Origin of the sequence: Kitasatospora cathayae (assembly GCF_027627435.1) — a bacterium.
Classification (GTDB): Bacteria; Actinomycetota; Actinomycetes; order Streptomycetales; family Streptomycetaceae; genus Kitasatospora; species Kitasatospora cathayae.
On record NZ_CP115450.1, the window covers coordinates 258,354 to 282,635 of the forward strand.

27 protein-coding genes and 1 pseudogene are annotated in these 24,282 nt (G+C 73.6%); 10 read left to right on the plus strand and 18 right to left on the minus strand.

Features of this window, described 5'->3' with window-relative positions; genetic code table 11:
• Window positions 1–496 precede the first annotated feature (496 nt).
• On the plus strand, window positions 497–868 hold the full coding sequence (locus O1G21_RS01380) for a universal stress protein (RefSeq protein WP_405000570.1): 372 nt from the start codon (window positions 497–499) through the stop codon (window positions 866–868).
• Here O1G21_RS01380 and O1G21_RS01385 read toward each other — a convergent pair.
• The 9 genes from O1G21_RS01385 to O1G21_RS01425 are packed head-to-tail and all read right to left on the minus strand — an operon-like array spanning window position 859 to window position 8,486.
• Window positions 859–1,482, minus strand: coding sequence for a V-type ATP synthase subunit D (locus O1G21_RS01385; RefSeq protein ID WP_270140001.1), 624 nt, complete (start codon window positions 1,480–1,482; stop codon window positions 859–861). The two genes, O1G21_RS01380 and O1G21_RS01385, sit on opposite strands and share 10 nt — an antisense overlap.
• Window positions 1,479–2,855, minus strand: a complete 1,377-nt coding sequence (locus O1G21_RS01390) for a V-type ATP synthase subunit B (RefSeq protein ID WP_270140003.1) — start codon at window positions 2,853–2,855, stop codon at window positions 1,479–1,481. The genes O1G21_RS01385 and O1G21_RS01390 overlap by 4 nt, the downstream gene beginning before the upstream one ends.
• Window positions 2,852–4,573, minus strand: coding sequence for a V-type ATP synthase subunit A (locus tag O1G21_RS01395; protein WP_270140005.1), 1,722 nt, complete (start codon window positions 4,571–4,573; stop codon window positions 2,852–2,854). The genes O1G21_RS01390 and O1G21_RS01395 overlap by 4 nt, the downstream gene beginning before the upstream one ends.
• Window positions 4,566–5,108 carry a hypothetical protein gene (locus O1G21_RS01400; RefSeq protein WP_270140007.1) on the minus strand — a complete coding sequence of 181 codons (543 nt, stop codon included), beginning with the start codon at window positions 5,106–5,108 and terminating at the stop codon, window positions 4,566–4,568. The genes O1G21_RS01395 and O1G21_RS01400 overlap by 8 nt, the downstream gene beginning before the upstream one ends.
• Window positions 5,105–5,314, minus strand: coding sequence for a hypothetical protein (locus tag O1G21_RS01405; RefSeq protein ID WP_270140008.1), 210 nt, complete (start codon window positions 5,312–5,314; stop codon window positions 5,105–5,107). Before O1G21_RS01405 ends, O1G21_RS01400 begins: the two co-directional genes overlap by 4 nt.
• An 11-nt stretch (window positions 5,315–5,325) precedes the next feature.
• Entirely contained in the window at window positions 5,326–5,742 is a 417-nt protein-coding gene (locus O1G21_RS01410) for an ATP synthase subunit C (RefSeq protein WP_270140010.1), read from the minus strand.
• Window positions 5,739–7,139, minus strand: a complete 1,401-nt coding sequence (locus O1G21_RS01415; RefSeq protein WP_270140012.1) for a V-type ATPase 116kDa subunit family protein — start codon at window positions 7,137–7,139, stop codon at window positions 5,739–5,741. Before O1G21_RS01415 ends, O1G21_RS01410 begins: the two co-directional genes overlap by 4 nt.
• Entirely contained in the window at window positions 7,126–8,049 is a 924-nt protein-coding gene (locus tag O1G21_RS01420) for a V0D/AC39 family V-type ATPase subunit (protein ID WP_270140014.1), read from the minus strand. Before O1G21_RS01420 ends, O1G21_RS01415 begins: the two co-directional genes overlap by 14 nt.
• Entirely contained in the window at window positions 8,022–8,486 is a 465-nt protein-coding gene (locus O1G21_RS01425; protein ID WP_270140016.1) for a hypothetical protein, read from the minus strand. Before O1G21_RS01425 ends, O1G21_RS01420 begins: the two co-directional genes overlap by 28 nt.
• A 169-nt stretch (window positions 8,487–8,655) precedes the next feature.
• On the opposite strand from O1G21_RS01425, the gene O1G21_RS01430 reads away from it, so the two are divergent.
• On the plus strand, window positions 8,656–9,504 hold the full coding sequence (locus tag O1G21_RS01430; protein WP_270140018.1) for a CBS domain-containing protein: 849 nt from the start codon (window positions 8,656–8,658) through the stop codon (window positions 9,502–9,504).
• A gap of 699 nt (window positions 9,505–10,203) precedes the next feature.
• Here the strand turns inward: O1G21_RS01430 and O1G21_RS01435 are convergent.
• The 5 genes from O1G21_RS01435 to O1G21_RS01455 are packed head-to-tail and all read right to left on the minus strand — an operon-like array spanning window position 10,204 to window position 14,779.
• The gene (locus O1G21_RS01435; RefSeq protein ID WP_270140019.1) at window positions 10,204–11,583 is read right to left on the minus strand and encodes a Ni/Fe hydrogenase subunit alpha; all 1,380 of its coding nucleotides are present in this window, start codon (window positions 11,581–11,583) and stop codon (window positions 10,204–10,206) included.
• Window positions 11,580–12,368: an NADH-quinone oxidoreductase subunit B family protein gene (locus O1G21_RS01440; protein ID WP_270140021.1), complete on the minus strand. Its 789-nt coding sequence runs from the start codon at window positions 12,366–12,368 to the stop codon at window positions 11,580–11,582. The genes O1G21_RS01435 and O1G21_RS01440 overlap by 4 nt, the downstream gene beginning before the upstream one ends.
• A gap of 1 nt (window position 12,369) precedes the next feature.
• Window positions 12,370–13,173: an FAD/NAD(P)-binding protein gene (locus O1G21_RS01445; RefSeq protein WP_270140023.1), complete on the minus strand. Its 804-nt coding sequence runs from the start codon at window positions 13,171–13,173 to the stop codon at window positions 12,370–12,372.
• Window positions 13,170–13,631: a cyclic nucleotide-binding domain-containing protein gene (locus O1G21_RS01450; protein ID WP_270140025.1), complete on the minus strand. Its 462-nt coding sequence runs from the start codon at window positions 13,629–13,631 to the stop codon at window positions 13,170–13,172. Before O1G21_RS01450 ends, O1G21_RS01445 begins: the two co-directional genes overlap by 4 nt.
• Entirely contained in the window at window positions 13,628–14,779 is a 1,152-nt protein-coding gene (locus O1G21_RS01455; protein WP_270140027.1) for a 4Fe-4S dicluster domain-containing protein, read from the minus strand. Before O1G21_RS01455 ends, O1G21_RS01450 begins: the two co-directional genes overlap by 4 nt.
• Window positions 14,780–14,950: 171 nt before the next feature.
• Here O1G21_RS01455 and O1G21_RS01460 point away from each other — a divergent pair, with 171 nt between their 5' ends.
• From O1G21_RS01460 to O1G21_RS01470, 3 genes are all read left to right on the plus strand, one after another.
• A complete protein-coding gene (locus tag O1G21_RS01460; RefSeq protein WP_270140029.1) occupies window positions 14,951–15,490 on the plus strand; it encodes a hydrogenase maturation protease in 540 nt (179 codons plus the stop codon).
• 361 nt (window positions 15,491–15,851) lie between these two features.
• On the plus strand, window positions 15,852–16,388 hold the full coding sequence (locus O1G21_RS01465; protein ID WP_270140031.1) for a universal stress protein: 537 nt from the start codon (window positions 15,852–15,854) through the stop codon (window positions 16,386–16,388).
• A complete protein-coding gene (locus O1G21_RS01470; RefSeq protein ID WP_270140033.1) occupies window positions 16,309–16,632 on the plus strand; it encodes a universal stress protein in 324 nt (107 codons plus the stop codon). The genes O1G21_RS01465 and O1G21_RS01470 overlap by 80 nt, the downstream gene beginning before the upstream one ends.
• 209 nt (window positions 16,633–16,841) lie before the next feature.
• On the opposite strand, the gene O1G21_RS01475 is transcribed toward O1G21_RS01470, so the two are convergent.
• A complete protein-coding gene (locus tag O1G21_RS01475; protein ID WP_270140034.1) occupies window positions 16,842–17,096 on the minus strand; it encodes a hypothetical protein in 255 nt (84 codons plus the stop codon).
• A gap of 166 nt (window positions 17,097–17,262) precedes the next feature.
• Here O1G21_RS01475 and O1G21_RS01480 point away from each other — a divergent pair, with 166 nt between their 5' ends.
• The 3 genes from O1G21_RS01480 to O1G21_RS01490 all read left to right on the plus strand — a co-directional run bounded on the left by O1G21_RS01480 (window position 17,263) and on the right by O1G21_RS01490 (window position 19,356).
• Window positions 17,263–18,105: a universal stress protein gene (locus tag O1G21_RS01480; protein ID WP_270140036.1), complete on the plus strand. Its 843-nt coding sequence runs from the start codon at window positions 17,263–17,265 to the stop codon at window positions 18,103–18,105.
• Window positions 18,106–18,119: 14 nt separating this feature from the next.
• Window positions 18,120–18,836 (plus strand): helix-turn-helix domain-containing protein, encoded by a 717-nt coding sequence (locus O1G21_RS01485; protein ID WP_270140038.1) that lies wholly within the window; start codon window positions 18,120–18,122, stop codon window positions 18,834–18,836.
• 121 nt (window positions 18,837–18,957) lie between these two features.
• Window positions 18,958–19,356 carry an OsmC family protein gene (locus O1G21_RS01490; protein WP_270150741.1) on the plus strand — a complete coding sequence of 133 codons (399 nt, stop codon included), beginning with the start codon at window positions 18,958–18,960 and terminating at the stop codon, window positions 19,354–19,356.
• Between the two features lie 487 nt (window positions 19,357–19,843).
• On the opposite strand, the gene O1G21_RS01495 is transcribed toward O1G21_RS01490, so the two are convergent.
• Window positions 19,844–20,110, minus strand: a complete 267-nt coding sequence (locus O1G21_RS01495) for a hypothetical protein (protein WP_270140040.1) — start codon at window positions 20,108–20,110, stop codon at window positions 19,844–19,846.
• A 328-nt stretch (window positions 20,111–20,438) separates the two neighbouring features.
• Between O1G21_RS01495 and O1G21_RS01500 the strand changes: the two genes are divergently transcribed.
• A complete protein-coding gene (locus O1G21_RS01500; protein WP_270140041.1) occupies window positions 20,439–20,942 on the plus strand; it encodes an allene oxide cyclase barrel-like domain-containing protein in 504 nt (167 codons plus the stop codon).
• 177 nt (window positions 20,943–21,119) lie between these two features.
• Here the strand turns inward: O1G21_RS01500 and O1G21_RS01505 are convergent.
• Window positions 21,120–21,506 (minus strand): annotated as a pseudogene (locus O1G21_RS01505) (ISAzo13-like element transposase-related protein); the annotation flags it as partial.
• Window positions 21,507–21,623: 117 nt separating this feature from the next.
• Complete coding sequence (locus tag O1G21_RS01510; protein ID WP_270140043.1) at window positions 21,624–22,175, minus strand: transposase; 552 nt, start codon at window positions 22,173–22,175, stop codon at window positions 21,624–21,626.
• Between the two features lie 469 nt (window positions 22,176–22,644).
• On the opposite strand from O1G21_RS01510, the gene O1G21_RS01515 reads away from it, so the two are divergent.
• Entirely contained in the window at window positions 22,645–24,231 is a 1,587-nt protein-coding gene (locus tag O1G21_RS01515) for a serine/threonine-protein kinase (protein ID WP_270140044.1), read from the plus strand.
• Window positions 24,232–24,282: the final 51 nt, after the last annotated feature.

Consider the following 24,282-nt stretch of genomic DNA (forward strand, 5'->3'; position numbering starts at 1 on the left):
CGATCGGCCCCACCTCCGTCCACCGCCTGCGGGCCAGGCTGGAGGTGCCGATGCTTCATCGCCGACCACCCCATCGCCCTCCAACTGCGCAACCTCCAGATCCTCGCCGAGATCGCTGCCGAGAAGAACCCCACCATCGTCTTCCCCGCCCAGTTCCTCGACAGCGCCCGGGCCCTGACGCGCTTCGTCGCCGAGGAACGCACGTCAGCCGGTGCGAACACCCCCGTCATACCGGCGGTCCCGGTGGCGCCCGCGCCGTTCGGAGACGGCCACGGCCAGGGCCCGAACCAGCCCTTCGGCCCGGACGAACGGCCAGTGAATCCGCTTCAGGGACAGCTGTGGACATGAACTCCCGGGCCACCGGCCCGGATCGAGGAGGCGACTTCATGACCGACGACAGCACGACCCACGACACGATCCTCGTCGGCGATGGGGGTCCCCCCGGCCGAAGGCTGGGGGAGGCTCGGAGCAGTCCCGGCGCGCCCTGCGCTGGGCGGTGCACCAGGCGGAGCTGACCGGTTCCCGGGTGGAGGCGGTCATCGCATGGGAGCCGCCGTTCTCCGGAACGGGCAGCGGTGTCTCGGTCGGCGACCCGCAGGCCCTCCGGGACATCGCGTGCAAGGTCCTGACCGAGAGCATCGACAAGGCCGTCGGGCCCAAGCCCCCGGTGACGATCACCGCCCGAGCCGAGGAGGGCACGCCCGCCCAGGTGCTGCTGAAGGCCGCCGGCGACGAGAGCGTGACCCTCCTGGTGGTCGGCAGCCGAGGACTCGGCGGCTTCACCGGGGCCCTCCTGGGCTCCGTGGGCCGGCACTGCGCCCAGCACGCCCCGTGCCCCGTGGTGATCGTGCGCGGGCGTCACGCCTGACCACGCGTCCGGTCCGCCGCCCAGCGGCGGCGGACCGCGTCCTCGTGCTCGGCCTGCTCCACCGCCTGCTCCACGGCGGCGAGTTCGGCGGTCAGCCGTGGGATCCAGTGCCGACGCAGGGCCCGGACCCGACGGCGGGTCCGAGCCGTCTCCTCCCCTACCAGCCGGGCCGCCGTCCGGTGCGCGGCATAGGCGGCGGCCGCCCGGACCGCCTCTCGGTAGGCCGCCTCGGCGTGCACCAGCGCGGTGTTGCCCGGGGCGGGCTCGTGCGCGGCCCGGACGGCGTCGGTGCAGGAGACGCCGGACGGGTGGTGCACCCCCATGGAGACGGTCCACTCGACAACCACGTCCGCCCGATCGGCCACGGCCGCCGCGGCCAGCGCGCCCTCCCCACTCACCAGCAGGCCACGCAGGAGCCACGTCTCGGCCTCCGCCAGCCGCTCCCGCCACCGTGCCTCGGCCGTCTCCTCGTCCTGCCTCAGCTGCCCGTGCCGCTCCAGCAGCACCCGCAGCTTGCGGTCGAGCAGGTCGGCCCCGCGCAGGGCGACGTCCAGGCTGTGCCGCAGCCGCAACCGGGCCGCCCGGCCCGGCGGGGCGTGCCGGCGCGAGGTCATGACGCACCGTGCGCGTCGAGCTGCTCGGGGGGCAGCATGGCGAGCTGGCTGCGGGGCAGGGTGAGCAGGACGTCCCAGGCGCGGTCCAGCGCGTCCGCCAGCGGCCGGTCCTCGTCCGGCCGCTGGGCGAGGAACCGCTGCGGGAAGGCCTCGTCCAGGTCGAGGTAGCGCAGGTCGGTCGGGCTCAGCGCCGAGCGGCCGACCAGGTCGGCGAGTTCGCGCACCTGCCGGGCTCGCGCGAGCGCGGCCAGGAGCTGTGCGGCCACGTCGAGGTGGTCGGACCTGGTCCGGCCCGGCCCCGCACCCTTGCGCATCAGCCGGGAGAGCGAGGAGAGCGCATCCACCGGCGGGTAGACGCCGCGTGCGTGCGCCTCCCGGGAGAGCACGATCTGCCCCTCCGTGATGTAGCCGGTCAGGTCGGGCACCGGATGCGTGATGTCCCCGGCGGGCATGGTGAGCACCGGGAGGAGGGTGACCGAGCCGGGCCGGCCCCGGATCCGGCCGCAGCGCTCGTACAGGGAGGCCAGGTCGCTGTAGAGGTAGCCCGGGTAGGCCCGCCGGGCGGGAACCTCGCCGCGCGCGGCCGACACCTCGCGCAGGGCCTCGGCGTACGCGGTCATGTCGGTCATCACCACCAGGACGTGCCGTCCGCCCTCGAAGGCGAGGTGCTCGGCCACGGTGAGGGCGATGCGTGGGGTGAGCAGCCGCTCGATCACCGGGTCGTCGGCGGTGTTCAGCAGCAGCGTCAGCTCCCCGGTGCCGGCGCGCCCGGCGAGGCCGTTCCGGGCGAAGGCCGCGTCCGCGTGGGTGAGGCCCATGCCGGCGAACACCACGCTGAAGGCCTCGCCGCCGCTGACGGCCTGGGCGGCCACCTGCACGGCGAGTTCGAGGTGGGGCAGCCCGGCGGCCGAGAACACCGGCAGCTTCTGCCCGCGCACCAGGGTGGTGAGCACGTCGATCGCGCCGACCCCGGTCAGCACCGGTTCGGCGGGCGGCTCGCGCCGGACGGGGTTGACGGGGGCGCCGCCGACCGCCACCGACGCGGGGCCGAGGACCGGCGGACCGCCGTCGATCGGCTCGCCTCTGCCGTTGCACACCCGGCCGAGCCACGCGGGACCGACCGGGACGCGCAGCGGGCCGCCCGTGAACGCTGCCCGGGTGGCGGCCGGGTCCATGCCCGCGGTGTCCTCCAGGACCTGCACCACCGCCAGGTCCCGGTCCACCTCCAGGACGAGGCCGTGGCGTCGTTCGCCCGAACCGAGGGTGATCTCCACGAACTCGTCCCACCCCACTCCGGCCACGCCGCCCACCACGAGGAGCGGCCCGCGCAGCTCCCGCACGTTCGTGAACTCGACCTCGCTGAAGACCGTCACCGTGGCTCCCCGAGCGCGCTGAGCACCGCCGCGCAGCCGACGGCCACGGCGTCGGCGTCCCGGGGCCCGGCCGCCTCGCGGGCGCGCAGCAGCGGGGTGAAGTCGGTCTCCTCGATCGTCTCGGCCGGTGTGCCGGCGTCGACCAGTTCCCGGCACCGCGCGACCACCGCGAGCACGGCGTCCGCCAGTGCCGCCGTCTTCTCCGGGGAGCAGTACGCGTCGTGCGCCGACAGCGCGCTCTGCTGAAGCAGGCCTTCCCGGACCAGCCGTCCGGCGAGCACGCTCACCCGCTCGGGGCCCGGGAGCGCAGCGATGCCGACCAGGTCGACCAGGTCGGCCAGCCGGTCTGCCTCGGTGAGCAGGGCGGCGACGCGGGAGCGGCGCTCGCCCCAGCCCGGGTCCCCCGCCCGCGCGTGCGCCGCGCCGAGCGCGGCGGCGTCGCGGGCGAACGAGCCGGACCACGACACTGCCGGATAGTGCCGGGCGTAGGCGAGTTCGCGGTCGAGCGTCCAGAGGCCGCGGACGAAGCGCTCAGTGTGGGCGGTGACGGGCTCGGTCAGGTCCCCGCCGGGCGGGGAGACGGCGCCGAGGACGGTGACTGACCCGCGGGTGCCGCCGAGGGTGCGCACTGCCCCGGCGCGTTCGTAGAACGCCGCGAGCTCCGAGGCGAGGTCGGCCGGGTAGCCCTCCTCGGCTGGCAACTCGCCCATTCTGGAGGAGAATTCGCGCAGCGCCTCGGCCCAGCGGGAGGTCGAGTCGGCGATCACAACGACGTCCAGGCCCATGTCGCGGAAGTACTCGGCGACGGTCACGCCGGTGTGCACGCTCGCCTCCCTGGCCATCATCGGCATGTTGGAGGTGTTGGCGACCACCACCGTCCGGTCGACCAGTCGGCCGCCGGTCCTCGGGTCGTCGAGTTCCGTGAACTCGGCCATTACTTCGGCCAGTTCGTTGCCCCGCTCGCCGCAGCCCACGTAGACGATGACGTCGGCGTCGCACCACTTGGCGATCTGCTGCAGCAGGACGGTCTTCCCGGTGCCGAAGCCGCCGGGCACCGCGACCGTCCCGCCCCGGGCCACCGGGAAGAGCAGGTCGATCACCCGCTGGCCGGTGTGCAGCGGCTCGGCCACGTCCAGCCGCTCCCGCACGGGCCGGGGCCGACGGATCGGCCACTCGGCGCCAGCCTGGACCGGCGCGCCACCCACCACGGCGAGCACCTCGTCCGCACCGTACGGTCCTTCCGGGGCGACCCGCTCCACCGGTCCGGACACGTCCGGCGGCACCAGGACCCGCAGCGGCATCGATCCCCCGGCCCACTCCCCCAGGACGCCGCCCGGCACGGCCTCATCGCCCGGCGCCGCCGCGGGGACGAAGCGCCAGGTCCGCCCGTCGGCCTCGGTGCCGCTACCCGGAAGCAGCCAGCCGCCGGCTCCGGTGAGCGGGCGCAGCAAGCCGTCGAAGACGCCGCCGAGTAACCACGGGCCGAGCGGCGCCCTCAGCGGCCGGCCCGTCGGGCGGGCCAGGTGCCCCGGAGCCAGCCCGCCGGTGTACTCGTACGCCTGCACACTCGCCACGTCCCCGGCGATGGCCACCACCTCGCCCGGCAGACCCTCCGGACCGAGCAGCACCACGTCGTGCATGGCGACGCCGCCCTCGCAGACCACCTCGACCAGTGGACCGGCGACGCGCAGGACCCTCGACGAGCCCGGGTCAGCCACCCCGCCTCCCCTCGCCGTCGTCCGGCTGCCAGAGCGTCCCGGCCTCCGGGCCGAGCCGGTCGAGCCCGTGCCGTACCAGCGCGGGCAGTCCGAGGTCCACCAGGCGGCCGGGGGCAGTGGCCAGCAGTCCGCCGTCGGGGTGGGCGGTGATCCGGGCGTCCGGTCCGAGCAGGTCCCGGGCCCGCCGGGCCAGCGACTCCGCCGCACCGGGCTCGCTCTCGTACCGCTCCCGGACGCGCTCGGCCACCCGGTGGCACAGCTCGGCGTAGGCCTCGCCCTGGGCCGCCAGCTCTCGCGCCCGGGCAGCACGGGTGGCGCGGCCGACCGCCTCCGCAGCGGCTTTGCGGCCCTCCTCCGTCCCCGCCCGGACAGCTCGGTCCAGCACGGCCGCCGCCTCGGCGCGTGCGGCGGCGAGAGCGTGCTCGGCGTCGCGATGGGCCTCGGCGAGCGCCTGCTCGGCGTCGGCCCGCGCGGCGCGCAGCAGTTCGGCGCGGACGGGTGCCAGCGCGTCGGTGCCGCCGGCCCGTCCGGTCACGGCAGCACCGCCGTCAGGGGCCCGGTCACGTCGAGCCTGGCCGGGCCGAGCTCCCGCGCCGCCGCCCGGCCGACCAGGACCAGCGCCGTTCCCTCGGGCAGGGCCTCCCAGGCGGCCACGGCCTCCTCCGGCCGCTCGGCGACGAGCACGGTGACACCGGCCAGGGCCAGCCCGGCCACCTCGGTCCGCGCCCCGATGGCGACCACGCCGCCCACCGTCAGGCCTTTCCGATCAGCAGGACCGCCACCACCAGCCCGTACACCGCGATGCCCTCGGCCAGGCCGACGATCACCATCGCCCGGCCGAAGAGTTCGGGTCGTTCGCTCAGCGCGGCGATCGCTGCGGCGCCGGTGTACGCGACGGCGATCGCCGCGCCGATCGAGGCGCCGGCCACCGCGATGCTCGCCCCGATCAGCGCCGCCGAGCCCGACCCGGAGCCCGTCGCGGCGGCCGGCCCGGCGGCACCGGCGGGGTCGGCGAGCACGGTCACCAGCAGGGCGAGCGCGCCGGCCAGGACGGCGGCGTTGACGCCGAGCAGCCAGCGCAGGGCCGCCCTTCCTCGACGGCGGGCCAGCAGCCGGGCCGCTCCGAGCACGGCGGCGAGGACGGGCAGCGCGATCAACCAGGCGATCAACGGGGCACCTCCGTACGCAGGACGGGCACGTGCCAGGGGCGGAACGGCCGCCCCAGGCTTTGGAAGACGCGGGAGAACAGCTCGTAGTACTCCAGCCGCAGCGCCTGGATCCCGGCCACCAGCGCCTCCAGCGTGAAGGTGAGAGCGGTGCCGACGGCGAAGAGCAGCGCGGCCGCCGGCATGCCCCAGGAGCCGTGTCCGGCCAGTGCGGCGGTGCCGCGCCACACCACCTGTCCGAGCGCCGCGTGGGTGAGTCCGAAGGCGGCCAGGCGGGAGAAGGAGACCGTGTTCGCGAAGAGCCGCAGGACGGCGTCGAAGAGCTCGACGGCCGTCTGCAGCACCCCGCCCGCCCCGCCCGCGCTCGCGCCGAACAGGCCCGCGCCGGCCAGCCCGAGCCCGGCCAGGAGGAGCGCCGCCCCGCCCGCCACGAGTCCGGGCGACCGCAGGTACGCGCCGCCACCGACGGCCCCCAGGCCAAGGAAGAGCGCCAGGCCCGCCACCCCGGACGTCGCGTACAGCGCCCTGGCGAGGCCGCCCTCGCGCCACCGGTTCACCCCACCGGCCACATGGGCGAGGACGAGCAGAACCCCGCCCAGACCCACGCCCGCCGCCAGGAGCCGTCCCGGCCGGTCCAACGGCGACAGCCACAGCACCGGCAGCACCCCGGTCGGCCCGAAGAACTCCCCGAACGCCACGCCCGCCAGCGCACCGCAGAGCCCGGCCCCCGCCAGGAACGGCCACACGGGGCGCAGCCGCGCCAGCCGCCGGGGCCGTCCGCTCCGCAGCACCAGCGCGGCCAGCAGCAGCAACACCCCGTGGCCGACGTCGCCGAACATGAGGCCGAACATCACGACGTACGCGATCCCGGCCGGCCAGGTCGGGTCGAGGTCCCGGTACGGCGCCGTGCCGTAGGTGCGCACGAGCGGCGAGAAGGCGCGGCGGAGCGGTCCCCGGTCGCGCAGCAGGGTGGGCGGGTCGACGCCGCGCGGTGCGCGAAGGGGCACCAGGCCGCCGCCGGTGACGGCCAGCGCCTCCGCGAGCCCGGCGACCCGGTCCGCCGGGCACCATCCGGCGAGCGCGGCCACCTCGCCCCGGTGGACGGCACTCGCCGCCCGCTCCTCCACCTGGGCCTCGCCCGCGAGGAGGTCCAGCCGCGCCTCCCGTTCCAGGCGGTCGAGATCCGGCAGGGCGTCGGACAGGGCCGCCGGCTGACGCGGTGCGGCGGGCAGCCGTCGGAGCCGCCGACCCGCCGGGCCCGGGGCGGCGTCCTCGATCCGGTCGACCTCGACGCAGCCCGCGTCGGCGACCAGCAGGAGGGTCTCGCGCAGCACGGCGCTCGGGGCGACGATCGCCACCCGCTGCATGCGCACCGGCATCATCGCCTCAGCCCAGCGCATCCGCCACCTCCGGCGTCGCGCCGCCGTGCGCGACCACTTCCAGTGCGGCGCGCACCCGCCAGGCGTCCGCGGACAGGATCGCGACAGCCCCCACCACCGGCGGAAGGCCGTACTGCGCGCCGCGCAGGAGGTCACGGCCCTCCCGGTCGACGACCGTCCACCACCGGGTCTCGGCCCGCCACAGGTCGCCGGGGGCCTCGATTCCGTCCAGCGCCCACCGCGCGTCCGCGGGCAGCGCGCGGCGGAACTCCTCGAACGACGCGGCGGCCAACACGCCGCGGCCGAGCAGGCGCGCCGCCTGCCGACCGGCGTTCCCGGGAAGCGGGCGGCCGACGACGAACAGCGTGCGCGCCGCCAGCAGGGCGGCCCGGCCCTGGGCCCACCGCCGGGCGGGCGGCACGGTATCGGCCGTCCGATGGGCTGCCGACAGACGCAGGGCCACCGCCACCGTCGCCGGATCCGCGCCCCCGGGGTCGCCCCATGCCGATGCCGCCAGGGCCGCGCGCAGTTCCTCCGGTGTGCGTGCGTGGGCGGCCCGGCGCCAGGCGGTGGCCAGCGCGCCGAGCGCGTACGGCCGGCGCGGGGCCGGGCCGGTGAAGGAGCGCAGCAGGTCCTCGATGTTGGCAATCTCGAAGCCGGCGGCGAGGGTCCGTACGACCTGCGCCCCGCTGCGGGGCAGCCAGCCCGCGAGGACCCTCAGCTGCCACAGCAGGGCCGCCGAGACCGCCCGCTGCGCCTCGGCCAGGTCCGGGTCCGGCGGGAGGAAGCGCCGGTACGGCGTCGCGGCCAGCCGCCGTACGGCCTCGGTGAGCGTGCCTGCTGCCGCGAGTTCCCCGGCTTCGCGGTGGCCGAGGCAGCGGGACAGCAGTCCCCGGGCCCTGGTCACTCCGCCGACCCAGCCTGCTGCCACCGGTGCCTCCCGGGGTCGTCGGCCGGTTCCAACGCCAGTGCCGCCGCCCGGTCGGCCAGCGCGGGCATCCGCTCGCGGGCCCGGCTGCGGATCCGGTCCGCGGCCTGCTCCGCGTCGGCGGCCAGCTCGGCTGCCCTGGCCGATGCCGCGTGCCCGGCCACGGCGGCGGCCTCCGCGCGGACCCGCAGAGCCCGGGCGTGGGCGAGTTCGACGATCCGCTCCGCGTTCCGGACGGCCTCCTGCCGGATGCGTTCTGCCTCCGCCGCCGCCTCGGCCCGGATGGCCGCCGCCTCGGCCTGAGCCTGCGCCAGCCCGCCGAGCGGCTGCTCCAGCTCCGCGGCCAGTTCGGCGGCCCGGTCGGCGGGCACGCCGACCGTGGGTGCCCCGGGCGTGCCGGCCGGGCGGAACCGCGCGAGGAAGTCCCGGAACCGCGCCATGCGAGCCCTCCAGCCGATCCGACCCCTTCCCTCCAGCATCCGGCCGGTGCGCCGGGCTGTCGCCCCGGATTGGGCCGTCCGCCGGGAGCTCGGGGCCGACCGGCACAAGCGGCGACGGCGCAACGGACCAAGACTCGAAGGCGGGGAGCACCTTAGGGAGGTCCACACCATGAGCGAGCACGAGTACTTCTCCGCCGGGACGGAATCCCGCCGATCCGTTCCCGGCAAGGCCTGGAGCCCCGAGGAGCCGCACCGGCGGGACATGCTGCTGCGCTACCTGGGCGCCGTCGCGGGCATCTCCGCGGCCCGGGCCAGGGAATCGGAACCAGAACCGGCCACGCCGGAGGCCACCGCCGTACCGGACGAGTCCGGCCCCGTGCCGGTCCTGCGGGTGCGCGATGTCATGGACGTGCCGGCGGTTGCGGTGTCGGGCGACCTGCCGTTCACGGAGTTGGCCCGGACGCTGGCCCGCGAGCACGTGGGCGCGGTGCCGGTGGTCGACGCGAAGGACCGCGTCATCGGTGTGGTCTCGGAGTCCGATCTGCTGGCGAAGGCCGCCGTCGAGGCGATGGAGCATCCGTTCGGCCCGATCGACCGGCTACGTGATCGCGGCCTGCAACACAAGGCCCAGGGCGAGACGGCCGCCACCCTGATGACGGCGCCCGCCACCACCGTCCGGCCCGGCATGACCGTGGCCGAGGCCGCCCTGACCGCCGCCCGTTACCGGCTCAAGCGGATACCGGTCGCCGACTGGCAGGGTCGGCTCGTGGGCGTCGTCCGGCGGGCCGCGCTGCTGAGCGCCCTCGTCCGGGACGACGAGCACATCCGCGAGGAGATCACGTCCCGGATCCTCACCCACGAGTTCCACCTGCCGCAGGGTGCGGTCGAGGTGACGGTCCACAACGGTGTCGTCGACCTGGCCGGCCGCCTGGACCGGGAGAGCATTCCCCGGCTCCTGGCAGAGGTCCGGGACATCGACGACGTCACCGACGTGCACGACCACCTCAACGCGGCCTGAGGCACCGGACGTCCGCCATGCGATCCGCCACTGTCACCGCGGTGCCCCGGCCCGCGACGTTGTTCGACCGCGCGGCTGAATGGGACACCCTCGCCGCTTTCGTCGTACCACCCGCTCACGCACTGACGAGGTCGCGGTGGTTGAAGGCGGCCGCCCCGGTGATCGCCGGCGGTACTGGGGCGCCTGCTCCGGCTGCAGCGGCTTCTGGCCCACCCCGAGGCCGCCGTGCAGGACACCTGCGACGCCGTGATCTGCGGGCAGCTGACCGCCCATCCGAAGGAGGGTGTCATCCTCCTGCTGGCCGCACGCACGCCCTGAGCGCCGATCGGGTGGCCTCCTGAACCCTCCCGAGCGACCCCGCCATCGTGTCCACCGCCCGCACTCTGGTGGACCGCCAGCTGGCGACCTGGGCCTGCAGGAGCTGGACTTCACCACCAAGCTGGTCGTCAGCGAGCTGGTCACCAACGCCATCCGCTACGGCATCGGGCCGATCAGGCTGCGCCTGATCCGGGACCGGACGCTGATCTGCGACGTCAGCGACGACAGCAGCACCGCCTCGCACGTCCGTCACCCGCGCACAGGCGATGAGGGCGGGCACGGCCTTCTCCTGATCTCCCAGCTCACCGGCGCCGGGAAACCCGGCACCCCGCGGACGCCAAGATCGTCTGGGCGGAGCAGACCCTACCCGGCGTGGGCGCGTCAGAAGCTGTTTCCGGTCCGCTCGACGGCGAGGTCGAGGAAGTGGGCCGAGCATGAGATGCACGGGTCGTGGTTGCGGATCGCCCGTTCGCACAGGGCTGTCAGCTCGGCGTCGGTGGGGTCACCGTCCCGCAGGCGTTCCTGGACGATGCGGCGCAGATCCTCCTCTATCGCGCCCTGGTTCTGCGCGGTCGGCGGGACCAGGGCGGCGTCGGTGACGGTCCCGTCGGCGTCGAGGGCATAGCGGTGGTACAGCAGACCCCGCGGCGCCTCGGTCGCACCGTGACCGGTCCCGGCTCGCGCGGGCACGTCCAGGTACGGACGCGGTGCGGGTTCGTAGGCCTCGATGATCCGCAGCGCCTCGTCGACCGCGTAGAGCACCTCGACCGCTCGGACGACAATGCTGCGGAACGGGTTGCGGCAGACGGTGCCCTGCCGGGGGTCGCCGAGTCCGGCGTCCTGAGCGGCCTGCAGGGCGATCGGGGAGAGCCAGCGGCCGCTGACGGCGTAGCGGGCGAGTGAGCCGGTCAGGTGGCGGCGCCCGTCCAGCAGGGAGTGCAGGGCGGTGGAGTGCGGCACCTGGCTCTCGACGACGTGGCCGCCGAACGCGTGCACCCCGAAAGTGCGGGTGGGCAGCGCGCGGTCGGATCCGGGGGGAAGGCCGGCGGTGGTCGGTGCGGGCATGACGGTCGGGGTGCCGGACTCGATGGCGTAGGTGCCGGGCTCGGCCAGGGCGAGCAGGTCGTTGTCGCAGCCGGCGTCGGGGAACTCGAAGCCGGCCACCCAGCGCACCGTTTCCTGCGCGTCATCGCGGGCCCGGCGCAACCGCTCGGCCAGCGGGCGGAGTTCGGTCGTGGTGGGGAGGCGGTGGAAGCCGCCGAGGCGGACGTTGATCGGGTGGATCGCCCGACCGCCGAGCAGCTCCATGATCGCGTTGCCGGCCTGCTTGAGCCTGAGGCCGCGTTCGACGTCGGCGCGCCGGGTGCGGGCCAGATCGATCGCGCTGTCGCAGCCGAGGAAGTCGGGCGCGTGCAGGAGGTGGATGTGCAACGTCTGGCTCTCGATCCACTCGCCGCAGTACAACAGCCTCCGCAGGGCTGCCAGTTGACCGTCCACGACGATGTCACACGCGTCCTCCACGGCTCGGCAGGCGCTCAGCTGGTAGGCGACCGGGCAGATCCCGCAGACGCGGGAGGTGATGTCGGGCGGCTCGGCGTAGGAGCGTCCGCACAGGAACGCCTCGAAGAAGCGCGGAGGTTCGTAGATCGCCAGCCGCGCCTCGGCAACCTCACCGCTGTCCAGGCGCAGGTACAGCGCGGTCTCGCCCTCGACACGGGCGAGCGATCCGACGTGCAGCACTCTGGAGCCATGGTGGGTCACTGTCCGAGTTCCTTCCGGGAGACCGCGTCGAACTCGGGGGCTGCGGTGTTGAAGGTGCGCAGCACCCGCACGATGTCGAGGGTGTCCATCCCGTCGCGGCGCAGCAGGGGGATGAAGGAGGGGAAGTTGGTCGAGTTGGACGGGCCGAAGCAGCCGTAGCAGCCGCGGCCGTACGCGGGGCAGAGCGCGCCGCACCCGGCGTGGGTGACCGGGCCGAGACAGGGTGTGCCGTGGGCCACCGTGACGCAGGTCGTGCCGCGCTGCTTGCACTCGAAGCAGACGCTGTGCCGGGGCACGTCCGGGTTTCGCCCGGCCAGGTAGGCGGTGATGACCTCCACGAGCTGGCCGCGGTCGATGGGGCAGCCGCGCAGTTCGAAGTCGACGGGAACGTGGGCTTGGATCGGTGTGGAGGTGGCGAGCGTCTCGATGTAGTCCGGTCGGGCGTAGACGACGGCCTGGAACTCGGCGACGTCCGCGTAGTTGCGCAGCGCCTGTACGCCGCCGGCGGTCGCGCAGGCGCCGATGGTCACCAGGCGCCGGGAGACGGCGCGGACGTGCTGGATCCGGTCGACGTCCTGCTGTGTGGTCACCGATCCCTCGACCAGCGACAGGTCGTACGGGCCGGGCGCGGTCGCGCTGGAGGCCTCCAGGAAGTGGGAGATCTCCACTTTCTCGGAGATGGCGAGGAGTTCGTTCTCGCAGTCGAGCAGGGTGAGTTGGCAGCCGTCGCAGGAGGCGAACTTCCACACAGCGAGTCTCGGGCGCGGTCGGGTAACTGACGGCATGTCACAACTCCCTGACCATGAGGAGGGGTTGGGCTTGAGTCCAGGTGACGACCGGGCCGTCGCGGCAGAGCAGGAGGGGGCCGAGCTGGCAGTGCCCGCAGTGGGCGGTGGCACAGTGCATGTTCCGTTCCAGTGACACCCTGACGCGGTCCGGGTCGACGCCGTGGTGCACCAGCTCGCCGGCAGTGGCCCGGATCATCGGCTCGGGGCCGCAGATGAACGCCGCCGCCGTCTGCGGGTCGAAGGCCGCCCGGTCGAGCAGGGTCGTGACGACGCCGACCTCGCCCTGCCACTGCGCGTCGGGGCGGTCCACGGTGGTCAGGACCCGGGCGGCCGCCTGCCAGCCGCGCACCTCCTCGGAGTAGAGCAGATCACCGGGCTCGCGTGCGCCGATGAGGACGTTCAGCCGTCCGTACCGCTCGGGTGCGGCGAGCGCGTCGCGCACGAGCGGGCGCAGCGGCGCCAGACCGATGCCTCCGGCCACCACCAGCAGGTCGAGCCCGGCGGCGGCGGACAACTCCCAGCCGGTGCCGAACGGGCCGCGCACGCCGACCGTCTCACCGGGCCGCAGAGCGTGCAGCGCACCGGAGATCGCCCCGACCGTGCGGACGGTGTGCGTCAGCCGGTGCCCGTCGATCGCGCAGACGGACAGCGGGATGTCGCCGACGCCGAACGCGTACACCATTGCGAACTGCCCGGGCGTGAAGGGCTGCAAGGCCGTCTGGACCGGTTCCAGGACGACGGTGGTGGTGTCGGGCGTCTCGGCCTCGCGTCCCGTCACCCGGTACGGCACGGGAACCGTCATCCCGTTTCACCGCCGTCGGCCGGCCCGTACAGGTCGAGCAGGCGGGTGCGGGTGGACTTCAGGCGTCGGGCTATCACCTGTGCGACGCAGTGGGTCACCGCCAGGCCGAACACTGGATCCTCCTCGCACGCGGCGCGCACCCGCTCCGCGTCGAACTCGGACGCCAGCACCGCACTGCGGGTCTGCGCGCCGAGGTGCCAGCGGTACGGCTCGAACAGCCAGGACCAGCCCAGCAGATCGCCCTTGCCGAGGGTCTCCACGACGGCCGCGCGCCGCCCTGGGACGTGGACGTCGAGCGCGACAAGACCGGAGCGGATGATCCAGAACCGGTCGGCGACGCCGTCCTCCTCGAAGATGCGAGTGCCGCCGGCGAAGGAGACGTCTCGGGCGAACGCGACCAGCCGGTCGCGGTGACCGGGTGACAGGGCGCCGAGAAAGCCGTGGCGGACGACGGTCACCGCGAGCCCTCCGTCTGGTCGTCGCCCCGTTCACGGTTCAGCGCGTGGGCCTCCTCGGTGATGTCGATGCCGACCGGGCACCACACGATGCAGCGCCCGCAGCCGACGCACCCGGAGCTGCCGAACTGGTCGAACCAGGTGCCGAGCTTGTGGGTGGCCCACTGCCGGTAGCGGCTGCGTGAGGAGTCGCGGACCGGGCCCGCCTGAAGGTGCGAGAAGTCCCGATCGAAGCAGGACTCCCAGCGCCGCCACCGCTCGGCGTGATCGCCCGTCAGGTCGGTGACGTCCTCGGCCGTGGTGCAGAAGCAGGTCGGGCAGACCATCGTGCAGTTGCCGCAGGTGAGGCAGCGGGCCGCGACGTCGTCCCACCGCTCGGCGTGCAGCGTCTCGCGCATCAGGATCTGCAGGTCCACCGGCGGCATGGTGCGCCCCATCCGGTCCGCCGCGTCGGCGACCCCCTCGCGGGCAGCGGTTCGGGTGGCGGCGTCAGCGGCCCGTCGTGGCAGCTCGACCAGGACCGACTCGCCCTCTTCGCTGCCGGTCCGCACGAGGAAGCGGTGGCCTTCGGCGTCGAGCACCTCGGTCAGCGCCAGGTCGTAGCCGGGCCCCACGGCCGGTCCGGTGCCCATGGACACGCAGAAGCAGGTGGCGCCCGGTTCGGTGCACTCCACCGCGACCAGGAAGGCCCGCTCACGGCGTCCCCGGTACGCCGGATCGGTGTACATCCCGCCGGTCAGCACCCGGTCCTGCACCGCGATGGCCCGCAGGTCGCAGGGGCGCACCCCGAGGAACGCGTACGACGGCGGCGGCGTCCGGTCCTCGGTCACCACCAGCTCGCGGTCGGCGCCGCGGTCGGCGGTCCACTGCCGCGCCCTCGGCGGGTGCAGGAACGTCTTCCAGGACTGCGGGCCCGCGCTGTGCGCGAACGCGGCGCCGTCCTCACGGGCCCGCAGCCGGTACGTGCCGGCCTCCAGCTCGACCCCCCAACCGTAGGGAAGGTCACTGCCGCCGGACAGCTCGGCCAGCACGATCGCCCCGTCTCGGACCGTCGGCCCCACGACCGTGCGGCCACGGCCGGCGAGGACCGCGATCAGCGCGTCCACCCCGTCCTTGTCGATCACCGCAGTGGCGCCGTCGTCGTCCGCCATCGTCAACCTCCCGGTACCGGTGACGCGTCCCGGCCAGTATGTGCGCGGACCTGCTGCCGGGCACGGGCCGAACGGCCCGGCGTGGTCCAGCTGGCGGTGTCCTTACCCCGTACGGATCCCGCAGGGGCTCGGTACGACTGGCGGGCCGGACGGGCGGGAAGGGCGAAGCGCATGAACCTCGCCATGCGGATCACGGTCATCGGTGTCGGGAACGAGTTCCGCCACGACGACGGGGTGGGCTGGGCGGTCGTGGCCCGGCTGGCGGAACGAGCCGAGCAGCGGCCGCTTCCCATCGGGACCGCCCTTCTGGTGTGCGACGGCGACCCCGCCCGGCTGATCACCCTGTGGGAGGCCGCCGACCTCGCCATCGTGGTGGACGCCGCGCACGCTCACCCCGGACATCCCGGTCGGGTACACCGCCTGGACCTGGACAGTGAACGGTTGTGCCCGCCCGGCGGCGCGACGAGTTCCCACGGGCTCGGACTCGGCGAAGCCGTCGAACTCGCCCGCGAGCTGGACCGCCTACCGGGACGGCTCATCGTCTACGCCGTCGAGGGAGCCGACAGCAGCCTGGGCACCGGACTGTCGGCACCGGTCGCAGCCGCTGTCGAACCGCTCACCGAACGGATCGCGGAAGAGATCACGTCGTGCGGCGGTCCTGGCCGCAGCCCACTACGAGACGGGACGCACGCCGCTTCTCTCCATCCCTGACACCTCATTAGGAGGTGGCCGGTGTGAGCACGCGAGCCTTCCCGTTCGAGGACAGGCAGCGGCGTGGTCGGCGGCCACTGGCGTCAACCCGGCGGGAGTCAGACTCCGGCTCGGCTCGCCGCAGCGCGGCACGCGAAGGGCCAAGAGGTGACGGGGTCGGTGTTCGCTCTCCTGTGGCAGGCTGTGTCGGCGCCCCCGAGGCGGAGCCTGGAGGGGGTGGCGAAATCGGTTTCCCGCATGGGGTGTGTACCTGCTGTCGTCGTGGGTGCGCGTTCGCGGCGGCCGGGGTGCTCCTGCATCCGTGGAGCGCGGCCCTGCCGGGAGCGGATGTCCGGGGGGCAGGAGGAGTGATGGTTGTCCCGTGGTGGTGGGAGTGGACGGCTCCGAGCGGAGTCTGCGTGCTCTGGTGTGGGCCGCGAGCGACGCGGCGCGGCGCGGGTCTCCGTTGCTGATCGCGGACGTGCGTCCGGGCTGGGAGGCCGACTTCCCCTTCTTCCCCCCGGGGCGTTCCCAGGGCCTCAGTCGCCGTGGCGCGGAGATCCTGGCCGAGGTGCTCCGCGACGCGTCCGAGCGGGCGCGCTGCATGGTGCTCGGTGCCCGCGGCGAGGGAGGGCTGGGCAATCTGCTGATGGGCTCCGTCAGCCTGCAGGTCGCCGGCCACGCCGCCGGCCCGGTGGTCGTGGTCGGCGCGATCACCACCGGTCACGGGCGGGTCCTCGTCGGCACCGACGGTTCCGAGCACTCAACCGCCGCTGTGGAGTTCGCCTTCGAGGAGGCGTCCCTGCGCGGCGACCGGGTCCATGCTCTGGGCTTGGAGCATGCCCACCACGCCGGAACCGTCCGAGGCCGGGCCCTCTCCGGACACGGTGGAAGCCGAGCATCGACGCCAGCTCGATGACCAGCTCGCACCCCTCCGGCATCGGTATCCCGGCGTCGAGGTCGAGACGACCCTGGTGCGCGGGAAACCGGTCGCCGAACTCGTCCGTGCCTCCGGCCGGGCGGACCTCGCCGTGGTCGGCTTGCGCGGCAAGGGCGGCTTCCACGGCCTGGCCCTCGGCTCGGTCAGCCACGGTCTCCTCCACTACGGCATCTGCCCCGTCGCAGTCGTACGCCCGCGGCCCCGACACGCACCACCCTCGTAGCCGCCGCCCCGGCCTGGTACCGGCAGGCTCCGCCGTGCCGCCGGGAACGGTGATCCGGCGCAGCCGCCCGCGCATCCCGTACCGGAGGCCGCTACGTAGGGGACAGCAGTGGCGGTCACCGACCGGCACCTGGCGAACAACGAGCGACACTGTCAACGGCCATGCAGTTCACGGCCGCTGTCACGACACGCGGCCCACTTCGCCGACGATCATCCCCCGCGCCGCCCACAGCAAGGCCTTCCGAACCTGCGCGCAGCCCCCCGCCCGCAGAGCTCGGTGCACTCGGCCACGACCGGGAACGCGCTGGCACGCCGCAGCCCGTACACGGAATCGGCGTACGCGCCACCGGTCAGCACCCAGCCCTGGACGGCGACCGCGCGCAGGTCGCAGGGCCGCACGCCGAGGAAGGCGTAGCGCGGCGGCGGGTCGTCGTCCTCGCGGACGGTGACGGTGCCGTTTCGCATGGGCCGGTGGGCCCGACGGCCTTCGGGGCCCACCGGCCTGCGGGTCGGGCCCGACCGGCCCTCCCGGCCGGGTGCTACGACGCGGACGCTGAAGGTGGTCAAGGTGCCGCGCAGAGCCGGTGACGGCGTCGACCGGGGCCGGCGCCGGGGCCGAAGGGGGTCCGCAATGAACGGCTTCGAAACCCGCCGCCCCGGGATCGTGGGCATCGACCGCTCCGAGGCGAGCCGCTGGGCCGTGCGCTGGGCGGCGGACGAGGCCGCGTGGCGGGGTCTGCCGCTGCACCTGCTGCACGCCCAGGAGTGGCCGACCGGCGAGCCCGCGGAGGATTCGGGACGCTGGGCGATCGGCCTCCGGGCCGCCGGCGACGCGCTGCTGGACACCGCCCGGCTGCTGGCCGCCGAGCGGCACCGCGGCCTGGCGATCACGCCCAGGCTTGCCGAGTGCCGGCCGGTCCGGGTGCTGCGCGAGGCCGCCGACGAGGCCGCGCAGCTGGTGCTCGGCATTCGCCGGCTCACCGAGGCGCGCTCGGCACTGCCGATCGGCTCCAAGGGCGCGTCCCTGGTCGGCCACCTGCACTGCCCGATCACGCTCGTCCCCGAGCCGCCCGAGGACCTCTCCGGGCCTGGCGCCGTGGTGCTCGGGGTGGACGGCTCGGAATCCTCCCGGGCCGCGATCGCCTTCGCCTTCGAGGAGGCCGCGCTCGCCGGAGCCGACGTGCAGGCCGTGGAAGTCGGGCGCCGCGCCGAAGCCGACCGGCCCAGCCTGATTGAGGAGTCCATGATGGACCTGTCGGAGTCGCTGGCCGGGTGGCAGGAGAAGTACCCGGGCGTCCGGGTCCGGCGCGAGGCCCCGATGCTGGCGGCCGTTGCGACCCGCGCCCGCTGCCTGGTCATCGGCAGCCGGAGCCTCGGCGGCGTCCGCGGCCTGCTGTTCGGCTCCACCGGCCGCGCGCTGGTACACCGCTGCACGGTCCCGATGGTAATCGTCCCGAACAGCACCCCGGCCTGAACACGGAGGTCATCATGAAGACTACGAACGAGGGCCGAGCGTCCACCCGCCCGGCCGACCCCGGCGACCTCGGACGCCGGATCGCCCACCGCCGTACGCAACTGGGTCTCACCCGGGCGCAGACGGCGGAGCGGGGCGGCCTGGACGCGGGGTTCGTCGCGTACCTGGAGACGCACGCCGTCCCGGTCGGCGTCGACCCCCTCACCCGGCTCGCCGACGCGCTCGACACCACGGTCGGCTGCCTGCTCGGCGGCGGCCACGACGTACCGTCCGGGCGGGCCAGGGCCAACGCCCGCGTGCTGCTGGAGGAACTGGACCCGGCCACCTGCTGGGCCAAGCTCGCCCCGGGCGGCGTCGGCCGGGTGTTGCTCACGACACCGCACGGCCTGGTGGCCCTGCCCGTCAACTACCGTGTGCTCGACGCCACCATCCTCTACCGCACCACCGCGGACAGCGACCTCGCCGAGGCCACCGGCCACGAGGTCGCCTTCGAAGTCGACCAGCTCGACGAGGTGTTCGCCACCGGCTGGAGCGTCCTCGTGAACGGCACCGCCGCGATCGTCTCCGACGAGGACGTCGTGCACTGGTTCGAGCAGCACGCCGATCCCCACCCCTGGGCGGGCGGCGACCGGGACACCTGGGTCCGCATCCGGCCCACGGGGATCACTGGCCGCATCATCCGCCCCGAGGGTCCCCCGATCGTGGACTCCGGATACGCGGAGGCCGAATGACGGAGCGGGCGTCGGCCCCCAATACCGGTGCCCATGCTCGGAAAGGGCTCCGTCCGGCCGGTGAAGCTGCGCATCGGGCATGCGGGCGTCGCGGTCGTGCGCACCGAGGGCCGTGAGCAGGATGCCGTCGCACGAGGGTTCCAGGCACAGCCTCGCCGCCGCCTTCGAACGCCCCCACGCCCTGCGCCCCGGGCGGATCGACGTAGATCCGGTCGCCGGCGACCTGTACGCCGTCGACATCCGGTCACACGCGTTGGTGGTCGACCAGCCCGTCCGGGCCGGCGGCAGCGACGCCGCGCCAACTCCGGTCGAGCTGTGCGCCTCCGCGCTCGCCTCCTGCACAGCCCACTACGCCGGCAGCTACCTCGATCGGCACCGCCTCAGCCGCGACGGCCTCCACGTCACCGCCGACTTGGTCGGCATCCTCACTGTCGACGACCCGCTGCGCGACGTCTTCCAACGGCTCTTCGACCTGCTCGTCCCCGTCTCCCACAGCGCCCTGCGGGAGACCGCCACCTGACCCCCGTCGGCCGGGCCCACTCCCCGACGACGGAAGTACCGCAACCCGTATCCGTGACGATGAGGAGCGCGGAGTGGAAGGGCTCGGTGTACGTGGAGTCCAGCCGCCAGCAGGTGAGTTGACGCCTGGCGATGCGTCGGCAGGTCGCCGCGCCCTTGGGCGTGGCGACGAGGGTGGTGGTGAGGACGCGGGGTCTGTCGAGGGGGTTTTCGGTCGTCATGGAAAAAGCGTGACGGCCCGGACGTACGCTGACCATGGTCCCGCCGAGCACAGAGAGTGCTTGTGCAGGTGCGAATTGCTTTTGTGTAGCTCAATCACAGGTGGGGTGGTCGCCATGGGTGCGGCGCGCAGCAACGGGACAGGATCCTGCCGGTCTGCCCGGCGAGGCTCTGGCCGATCTCCTGGGCGGAGGCCAGGTCCCAGGTGCGCACCGTCTTGTCCGCACCGGCTGTGACGACGACCGGCCTGCCTTACAGGGTGGTCGTCGTCACAGCGAGCACTGCTCCGTCACGGCCGCCGAAGACGGGCCGGTGTCTGTCACCGGCTCCACCGAGGTCCCAGGTGCGCACGGTGTGGTCCGCTCCGCGGTGACGGCGACCGGACGCCCGTCCACGGTCGCGGTCGCCACGTCCGACACCTGCGCGGTGTGTTCGTGCAGCGCACCGTCGATCTGCCGTCCCGTGGCCACGTCCCAGACCCGGGCGGTGCGGTCCAGGGCGGCGGTCACCGCCACCACCCGCTCGTTCACCGCCACGGCGGCGGCTGGGGCACAGGAGGTGGAACATCCTCCGGTGCCTCGCCGGCGTCGAGGCGAACACCGGCCCTGACCTCGCGCTGTCGCACGAGTCCGTGCACAACGGCGTGCACGGCCTCCCCGACCTGTTCGGCCGACTACCGGAGCTCGAGGCGCTGCTCGTCTGACGGTGGACCCGCGTCCGCGCTCGGTACGCGGCGCAAGGCGCGCGTCGATCATGACCGCGGGAGCATGGGGCGATAACGAGATTGGTCTTGGAAACGGCCGATCCGCACGTCATAACGTCGAGGGAGTTCGCACACCAGGTCACAGCGAGGGGAGATCCACCATGGTCACCAACGGAAACAGCAGCAGGTACGTGACGGTCAAGAGGTTCCTCGCCGCCTCGTTGGCCACAGCCGCGATCGGACTCGTGGCCGTGGGCAACGCGGACGCCGGCACCCCGCGAAAGGGCAACGTCGAGATCCTCGACCTCATGGTTCAGAACGACCAGTACCACGCGGTGGATCTCGGCCCGGCGGGGCCGAGTCTGGGCGACCTGGACGTCTACTCCGGCACCACCGTCAAGGACGGCCGCAGCCTCGGACACGGGGGCGGATCGTGTCAGGTCGTCCAGATCGACGGCGGTGTGATCACGGCCCAGTGCCTGATCACCATGGAGGTCGAGGGCGGCTCCCTGACGCTGCAGTCGCTCTGGACGAAGGGGTCGAGCGCCCCGCTCGACATGGCCATCACGGGCGGCACGGGCTCCTACGCCACCGCGCGCGGCACCGTCCGGTTCTGGGACATCGGCACGCCCAACGAGAGGGCGCGGGCCGAGATCCAGCGCTGATTCCGCAGGCTGGGCCGCCACCCGCCGGCCACGCACGGGAAGTCGGCCCCGCCGACAGTAGATCCCGCAGGTCCTCGTCGGTCACCACTGGGACCAGGACCCGGTAGTCGGCGAGGTAGCCGTGCTCGATCCCCTGCCCGAGGGTCCAGGTGTAGACGGTCGGACCGTAGATCGCCTGTCCGCCGAGACCCGATGGCCCTGCCGGGTCAGCTCGGCGGCCAGGCGCCGGGTCGACTTCGTGGTCCACCGCAGCGGCGGCATCGGGTCGCCCCGCTCGTCCGGCTCTACCAGACCCAGCAGGGCTGGCCACAGTCCCGGGTCCAGGTCCGCCGCCCGTTTGCGGCCTCCGCCGCTTCGGCGTACCCGCCCCAACCGTGCCTGACCCGACTCCAGTTCAGCCACCCCGCGCGACACAGTGCCTTCCCGTGCCCCAGCCGCGCGGGCCACGAGCCTGATCCCGCCATGGCCCAGCGACCGCGCCTCCGCTCCTATCGCCAGACGGCGCTGCCGTTCATCCAGGTGCGGCAGCAGCGACTCGAACTTCGCGGCCAGGGCCGCCTCGATCCCCTCCGGTCTCCCCGTACCACAACAACGAGTCACCGAGACGGAAGCGACGGCTCGTTCTCCGGCAAGCCCTAACTACCCGGCCTTGGGGGAACTTCAGTCCCAACACCGTTGCGTTTAGTCATGGCGACGGGGCGCAAGTCCGTCTTCCATGACCTGGATGGTGATGTTGAAGGTGTAGGTCTGCGCTTGCTGGGGGTGCTTGCCGGCGTTCGGTCCGTACTTGCTCGTCGGGTTCTTGCGGCTGCGGGCCTTCACGCGCTGGCGGTGTGTTGCGGGCAGCGGGTCGTCCAGGACGGCCCGGCCGATCGCTCCCACGAGGACCACCGGTTCCGGGTTGCGGATGCCGGTGGCGGTGGTGACCTGGTCGGCGGCGGCTTGCAGCAGGACGGTGAAGCTGATGCGTTCCATGGTCAGTGCCGGTTCCGTGGTCACGGCGTCGTCGGCCGCGCGGATCAGGGTCTGGTAGACCGTCAGCAGTGCGTAGACCTCCTGGTCCAGGCCCGGGATGCTGCGAGAGCGCAGGACCCGGCCGTCGAGCATGGTGGCCTTGATCGAGAAATAGGTGGTCTCCACCTGCCACCTGTGATGGTAGAGCTCGATCAACTCCGTGGCCGAGTAGCGCTCGTGGCCAGCAGGCTGGTGATCAGCCGCCAGGGTTCCCGGCATATGGTGACTTGACCAACCGTCGACCGGCCGAACGCAACGGCGTTGACTTCACCTCGCTTGCAGGCAGCCGGCGCCGCACGACCAAAAGATGCCCGGGTACGGACATCCTGGTGGATGTCCGTACCCGGGCCCGGTCTCTCCGAGGTCAAGGCTTAGCGGGCGTGGCGGCGAACGAGGACCTTGAGGACTTCCCGGGCGGGGCGCCGGCGGTCGGCACTGCGGGCGGCGACGGCCCCGTGTGGCGCTCGGCCGTGCAAGCCCCCCGGTCGCGGGCGGCCATCAGCCCGATCCGGGTAGCCCCGTGCGGACAGCGCCCGCCCTCGCGGATGTCGTACACGGCGTTTCCCGCGCGGATGGCGCGGCGATGCATCCGGACGCCGACCGCACGGAGCCGACCAGGGCGGCAACCGCCAGTCGGCTGCCTTTCCGGGGATTGGCCGCGTGCGCGGGCTGCGCCAAGATGTGCGTCATGACGGATCCAGGGGAAGCGGCGGCCGGCACCGGTGCGACGGGCATGCTCATCAACGGCCGCTATCGGCTGCTCGAACGCCTCGGCCAAGGCGGCATGGGCACGGTGTGGCGGGCCACCGATGAACGGATGCGCCGCCAGGTGGCGCTCAAGGAACCGGTGCTGCCCGATGGCATCGATGACCAGGAGCGCGAGGAGCGCTTGCGGCGGATGGAGCGCGAGGCGCAAGCCGCCGCTGCCCTTCGGCACCCGAATATCGTGCGCATGTACGACATCGAGAGCGTGGACGGCCGCCCCTGGCTGGTGATGGAGCTGATCGAGGGCGAGAGCCTGGAGGCGATCCTGGCCACCGGCACGCTCAGCGTCCCCGAGGCAGCTGAGATCGGCTGCCAGATCGCGGCCGCGCTGGCCGCGGTCCACGCCGCCGGGGTGGTGCACCGGGACATCAAGCCGGCCAACATCATGCGGGCCCGCACGGGCGAGACGGTCCTCACCGACTTCGGGATCGCGCAGATCGACGGTGGCACCGACCTGACCCGAACAGGCGTCGTGGTCGGCTCCATCCCCTACCTCTCCCCCGAACGCGCCGCCGGCCAGCGCCCCGGCCCGGCCGCCGACCTGTGGGCGCTCGGCGTGCTCCTGTACGAGGCCGTGGAAGGCGTCCATCCTTACCGCAGGCAGCACTCCCAGAGCACCCTCGCGGCCATCCTCACCGATCCCGTGCCCCAACCACGCCGCACCGGAGCACTCACCGTGCCGATCATGTCGCTGCTGGAGCGCGACCCCGCCCGGCGGCCGAACGCCGCCCAGACCCAGCTGCTGCTGGCCGGGGCGGCGGCAACCGCGCAGTCCACACAACCGGTGCCGACCGTGCTCGACACGCCGGCCGCGACGGCCCTGCTCCCGGCCGCGCTGACCCTACGGCTGCGCGCGGCCGGCGAAGCCGTCACCGCCACCAGGCGGCGCACGGCAGTCGCACTGGGCGTGGCCGTTGCCGTCATCGCCGGGGCCACGGCCTGGGCCCTGTGGCCCGCCGGCGCCCCGAGCCCGGCGAGCATCCCCGTCGGCTACAAGGCGCAGCAGGTGGCGTCGCTGGGTTTCGCCGTCGCGGTGCCGCAGGACTACGTGGCCTCCATCGGCAGTGACGACGCCGCCTGGGCGAGTCCTGACGGACGCATCCAGATCGACCTGCGCGACGAGGGCAAGAGCACCCAGGACGCCCGGGCGTACGCGCAGAAGCGGCTCGACACCATGAAGGCCGATCACAGCAAGCCGTCGAACTGCGGTGACAGCGACGTGCCGGACCCGTTCTTCACGACGCCCGTCCACGACCCGCAGTCGATGCTGCACGGCGGCGGGGTGAACGCCTCGGTCATCGAGTACGACTACTCGGCCAAGGCGGAGGAGCAGTACCCGTGCATCGCCTCCAGCCCCAATGACAAGGCCATCGAGCAGTACATGATCCACGAGGGCCATGTCCTCCACCTCGCCGTGAACGTCCGCGGGTACTACAAGCAGCAGGCGGACGGCCAGAAGGCCGACTACGCGGTCTACGAGAACGTCAACAACTCGCTGAAGTTCGGTTGACGGGCCCTGTGATGGGACGGGAGCCGTTGTCAAGGTCTGTGGATCGGGCCA

Bases quoted from the DNA above. Each gene is read 5' to 3' on its own strand.
- O1G21_RS01385 (WP_270140001.1), bottom strand. From the start codon at position 1,482: ATGACCTCGCGCCGGCACGCCCCGCCGGGCCGGGCGGCCCGGTTGCGG.
- O1G21_RS01415 (WP_270140012.1), bottom strand. From the start codon at position 7,139: ATGCGCTGGGCTGAGGCGATGATGCCGGTGCGCATGCAGCGGGTGGCG.
- O1G21_RS01425 (WP_270140016.1), bottom strand. From the start codon at position 8,486: ATGGCGCGGTTCCGGGACTTCCTCGCGCGGTTCCGCCCGGCCGGCACG.
- O1G21_RS01430 (WP_270140018.1), top strand. From the start codon at position 8,656: ATGAGCGAGCACGAGTACTTCTCCGCCGGGACGGAATCCCGCCGATCC.
- O1G21_RS01440 (WP_270140021.1), bottom strand. From the start codon at position 12,368: ATGCCGTCAGTTACCCGACCGCGCCCGAGACTCGCTGTGTGGAAGTTC.
- O1G21_RS01445 (WP_270140023.1), bottom strand. From the start codon at position 13,173: ATGACGGTTCCCGTGCCGTACCGGGTGACGGGACGCGAGGCCGAGACG.
- O1G21_RS01455 (WP_270140027.1), bottom strand. From the start codon at position 14,779: ATGGCGGACGACGACGGCGCCACTGCGGTGATCGACAAGGACGGGGTG.
- O1G21_RS01460 (WP_270140029.1), top strand. From the start codon at position 14,951: ATGAACCTCGCCATGCGGATCACGGTCATCGGTGTCGGGAACGAGTTC.
- O1G21_RS01470 (WP_270140033.1), top strand. From the start codon at position 16,309: ATGCCCACCACGCCGGAACCGTCCGAGGCCGGGCCCTCTCCGGACACG.
- O1G21_RS01475 (WP_270140034.1), bottom strand. From the start codon at position 17,096: ATGCGAAACGGCACCGTCACCGTCCGCGAGGACGACGACCCGCCGCCG.
- O1G21_RS01480 (WP_270140036.1), top strand. From the start codon at position 17,263: ATGAACGGCTTCGAAACCCGCCGCCCCGGGATCGTGGGCATCGACCGC.
- O1G21_RS01485 (WP_270140038.1), top strand. From the start codon at position 18,120: ATGAAGACTACGAACGAGGGCCGAGCGTCCACCCGCCCGGCCGACCCC.
- O1G21_RS01490 (WP_270150741.1), top strand. From the start codon at position 18,958: ATGCCGTCGCACGAGGGTTCCAGGCACAGCCTCGCCGCCGCCTTCGAA.
- O1G21_RS01500 (WP_270140041.1), top strand. From the start codon at position 20,439: ATGGTCACCAACGGAAACAGCAGCAGGTACGTGACGGTCAAGAGGTTC.
- O1G21_RS01510 (WP_270140043.1), bottom strand. From the start codon at position 22,175: ATGCCGGGAACCCTGGCGGCTGATCACCAGCCTGCTGGCCACGAGCGC.
- O1G21_RS01515 (WP_270140044.1), top strand. From the start codon at position 22,645: ATGACGGATCCAGGGGAAGCGGCGGCCGGCACCGGTGCGACGGGCATG.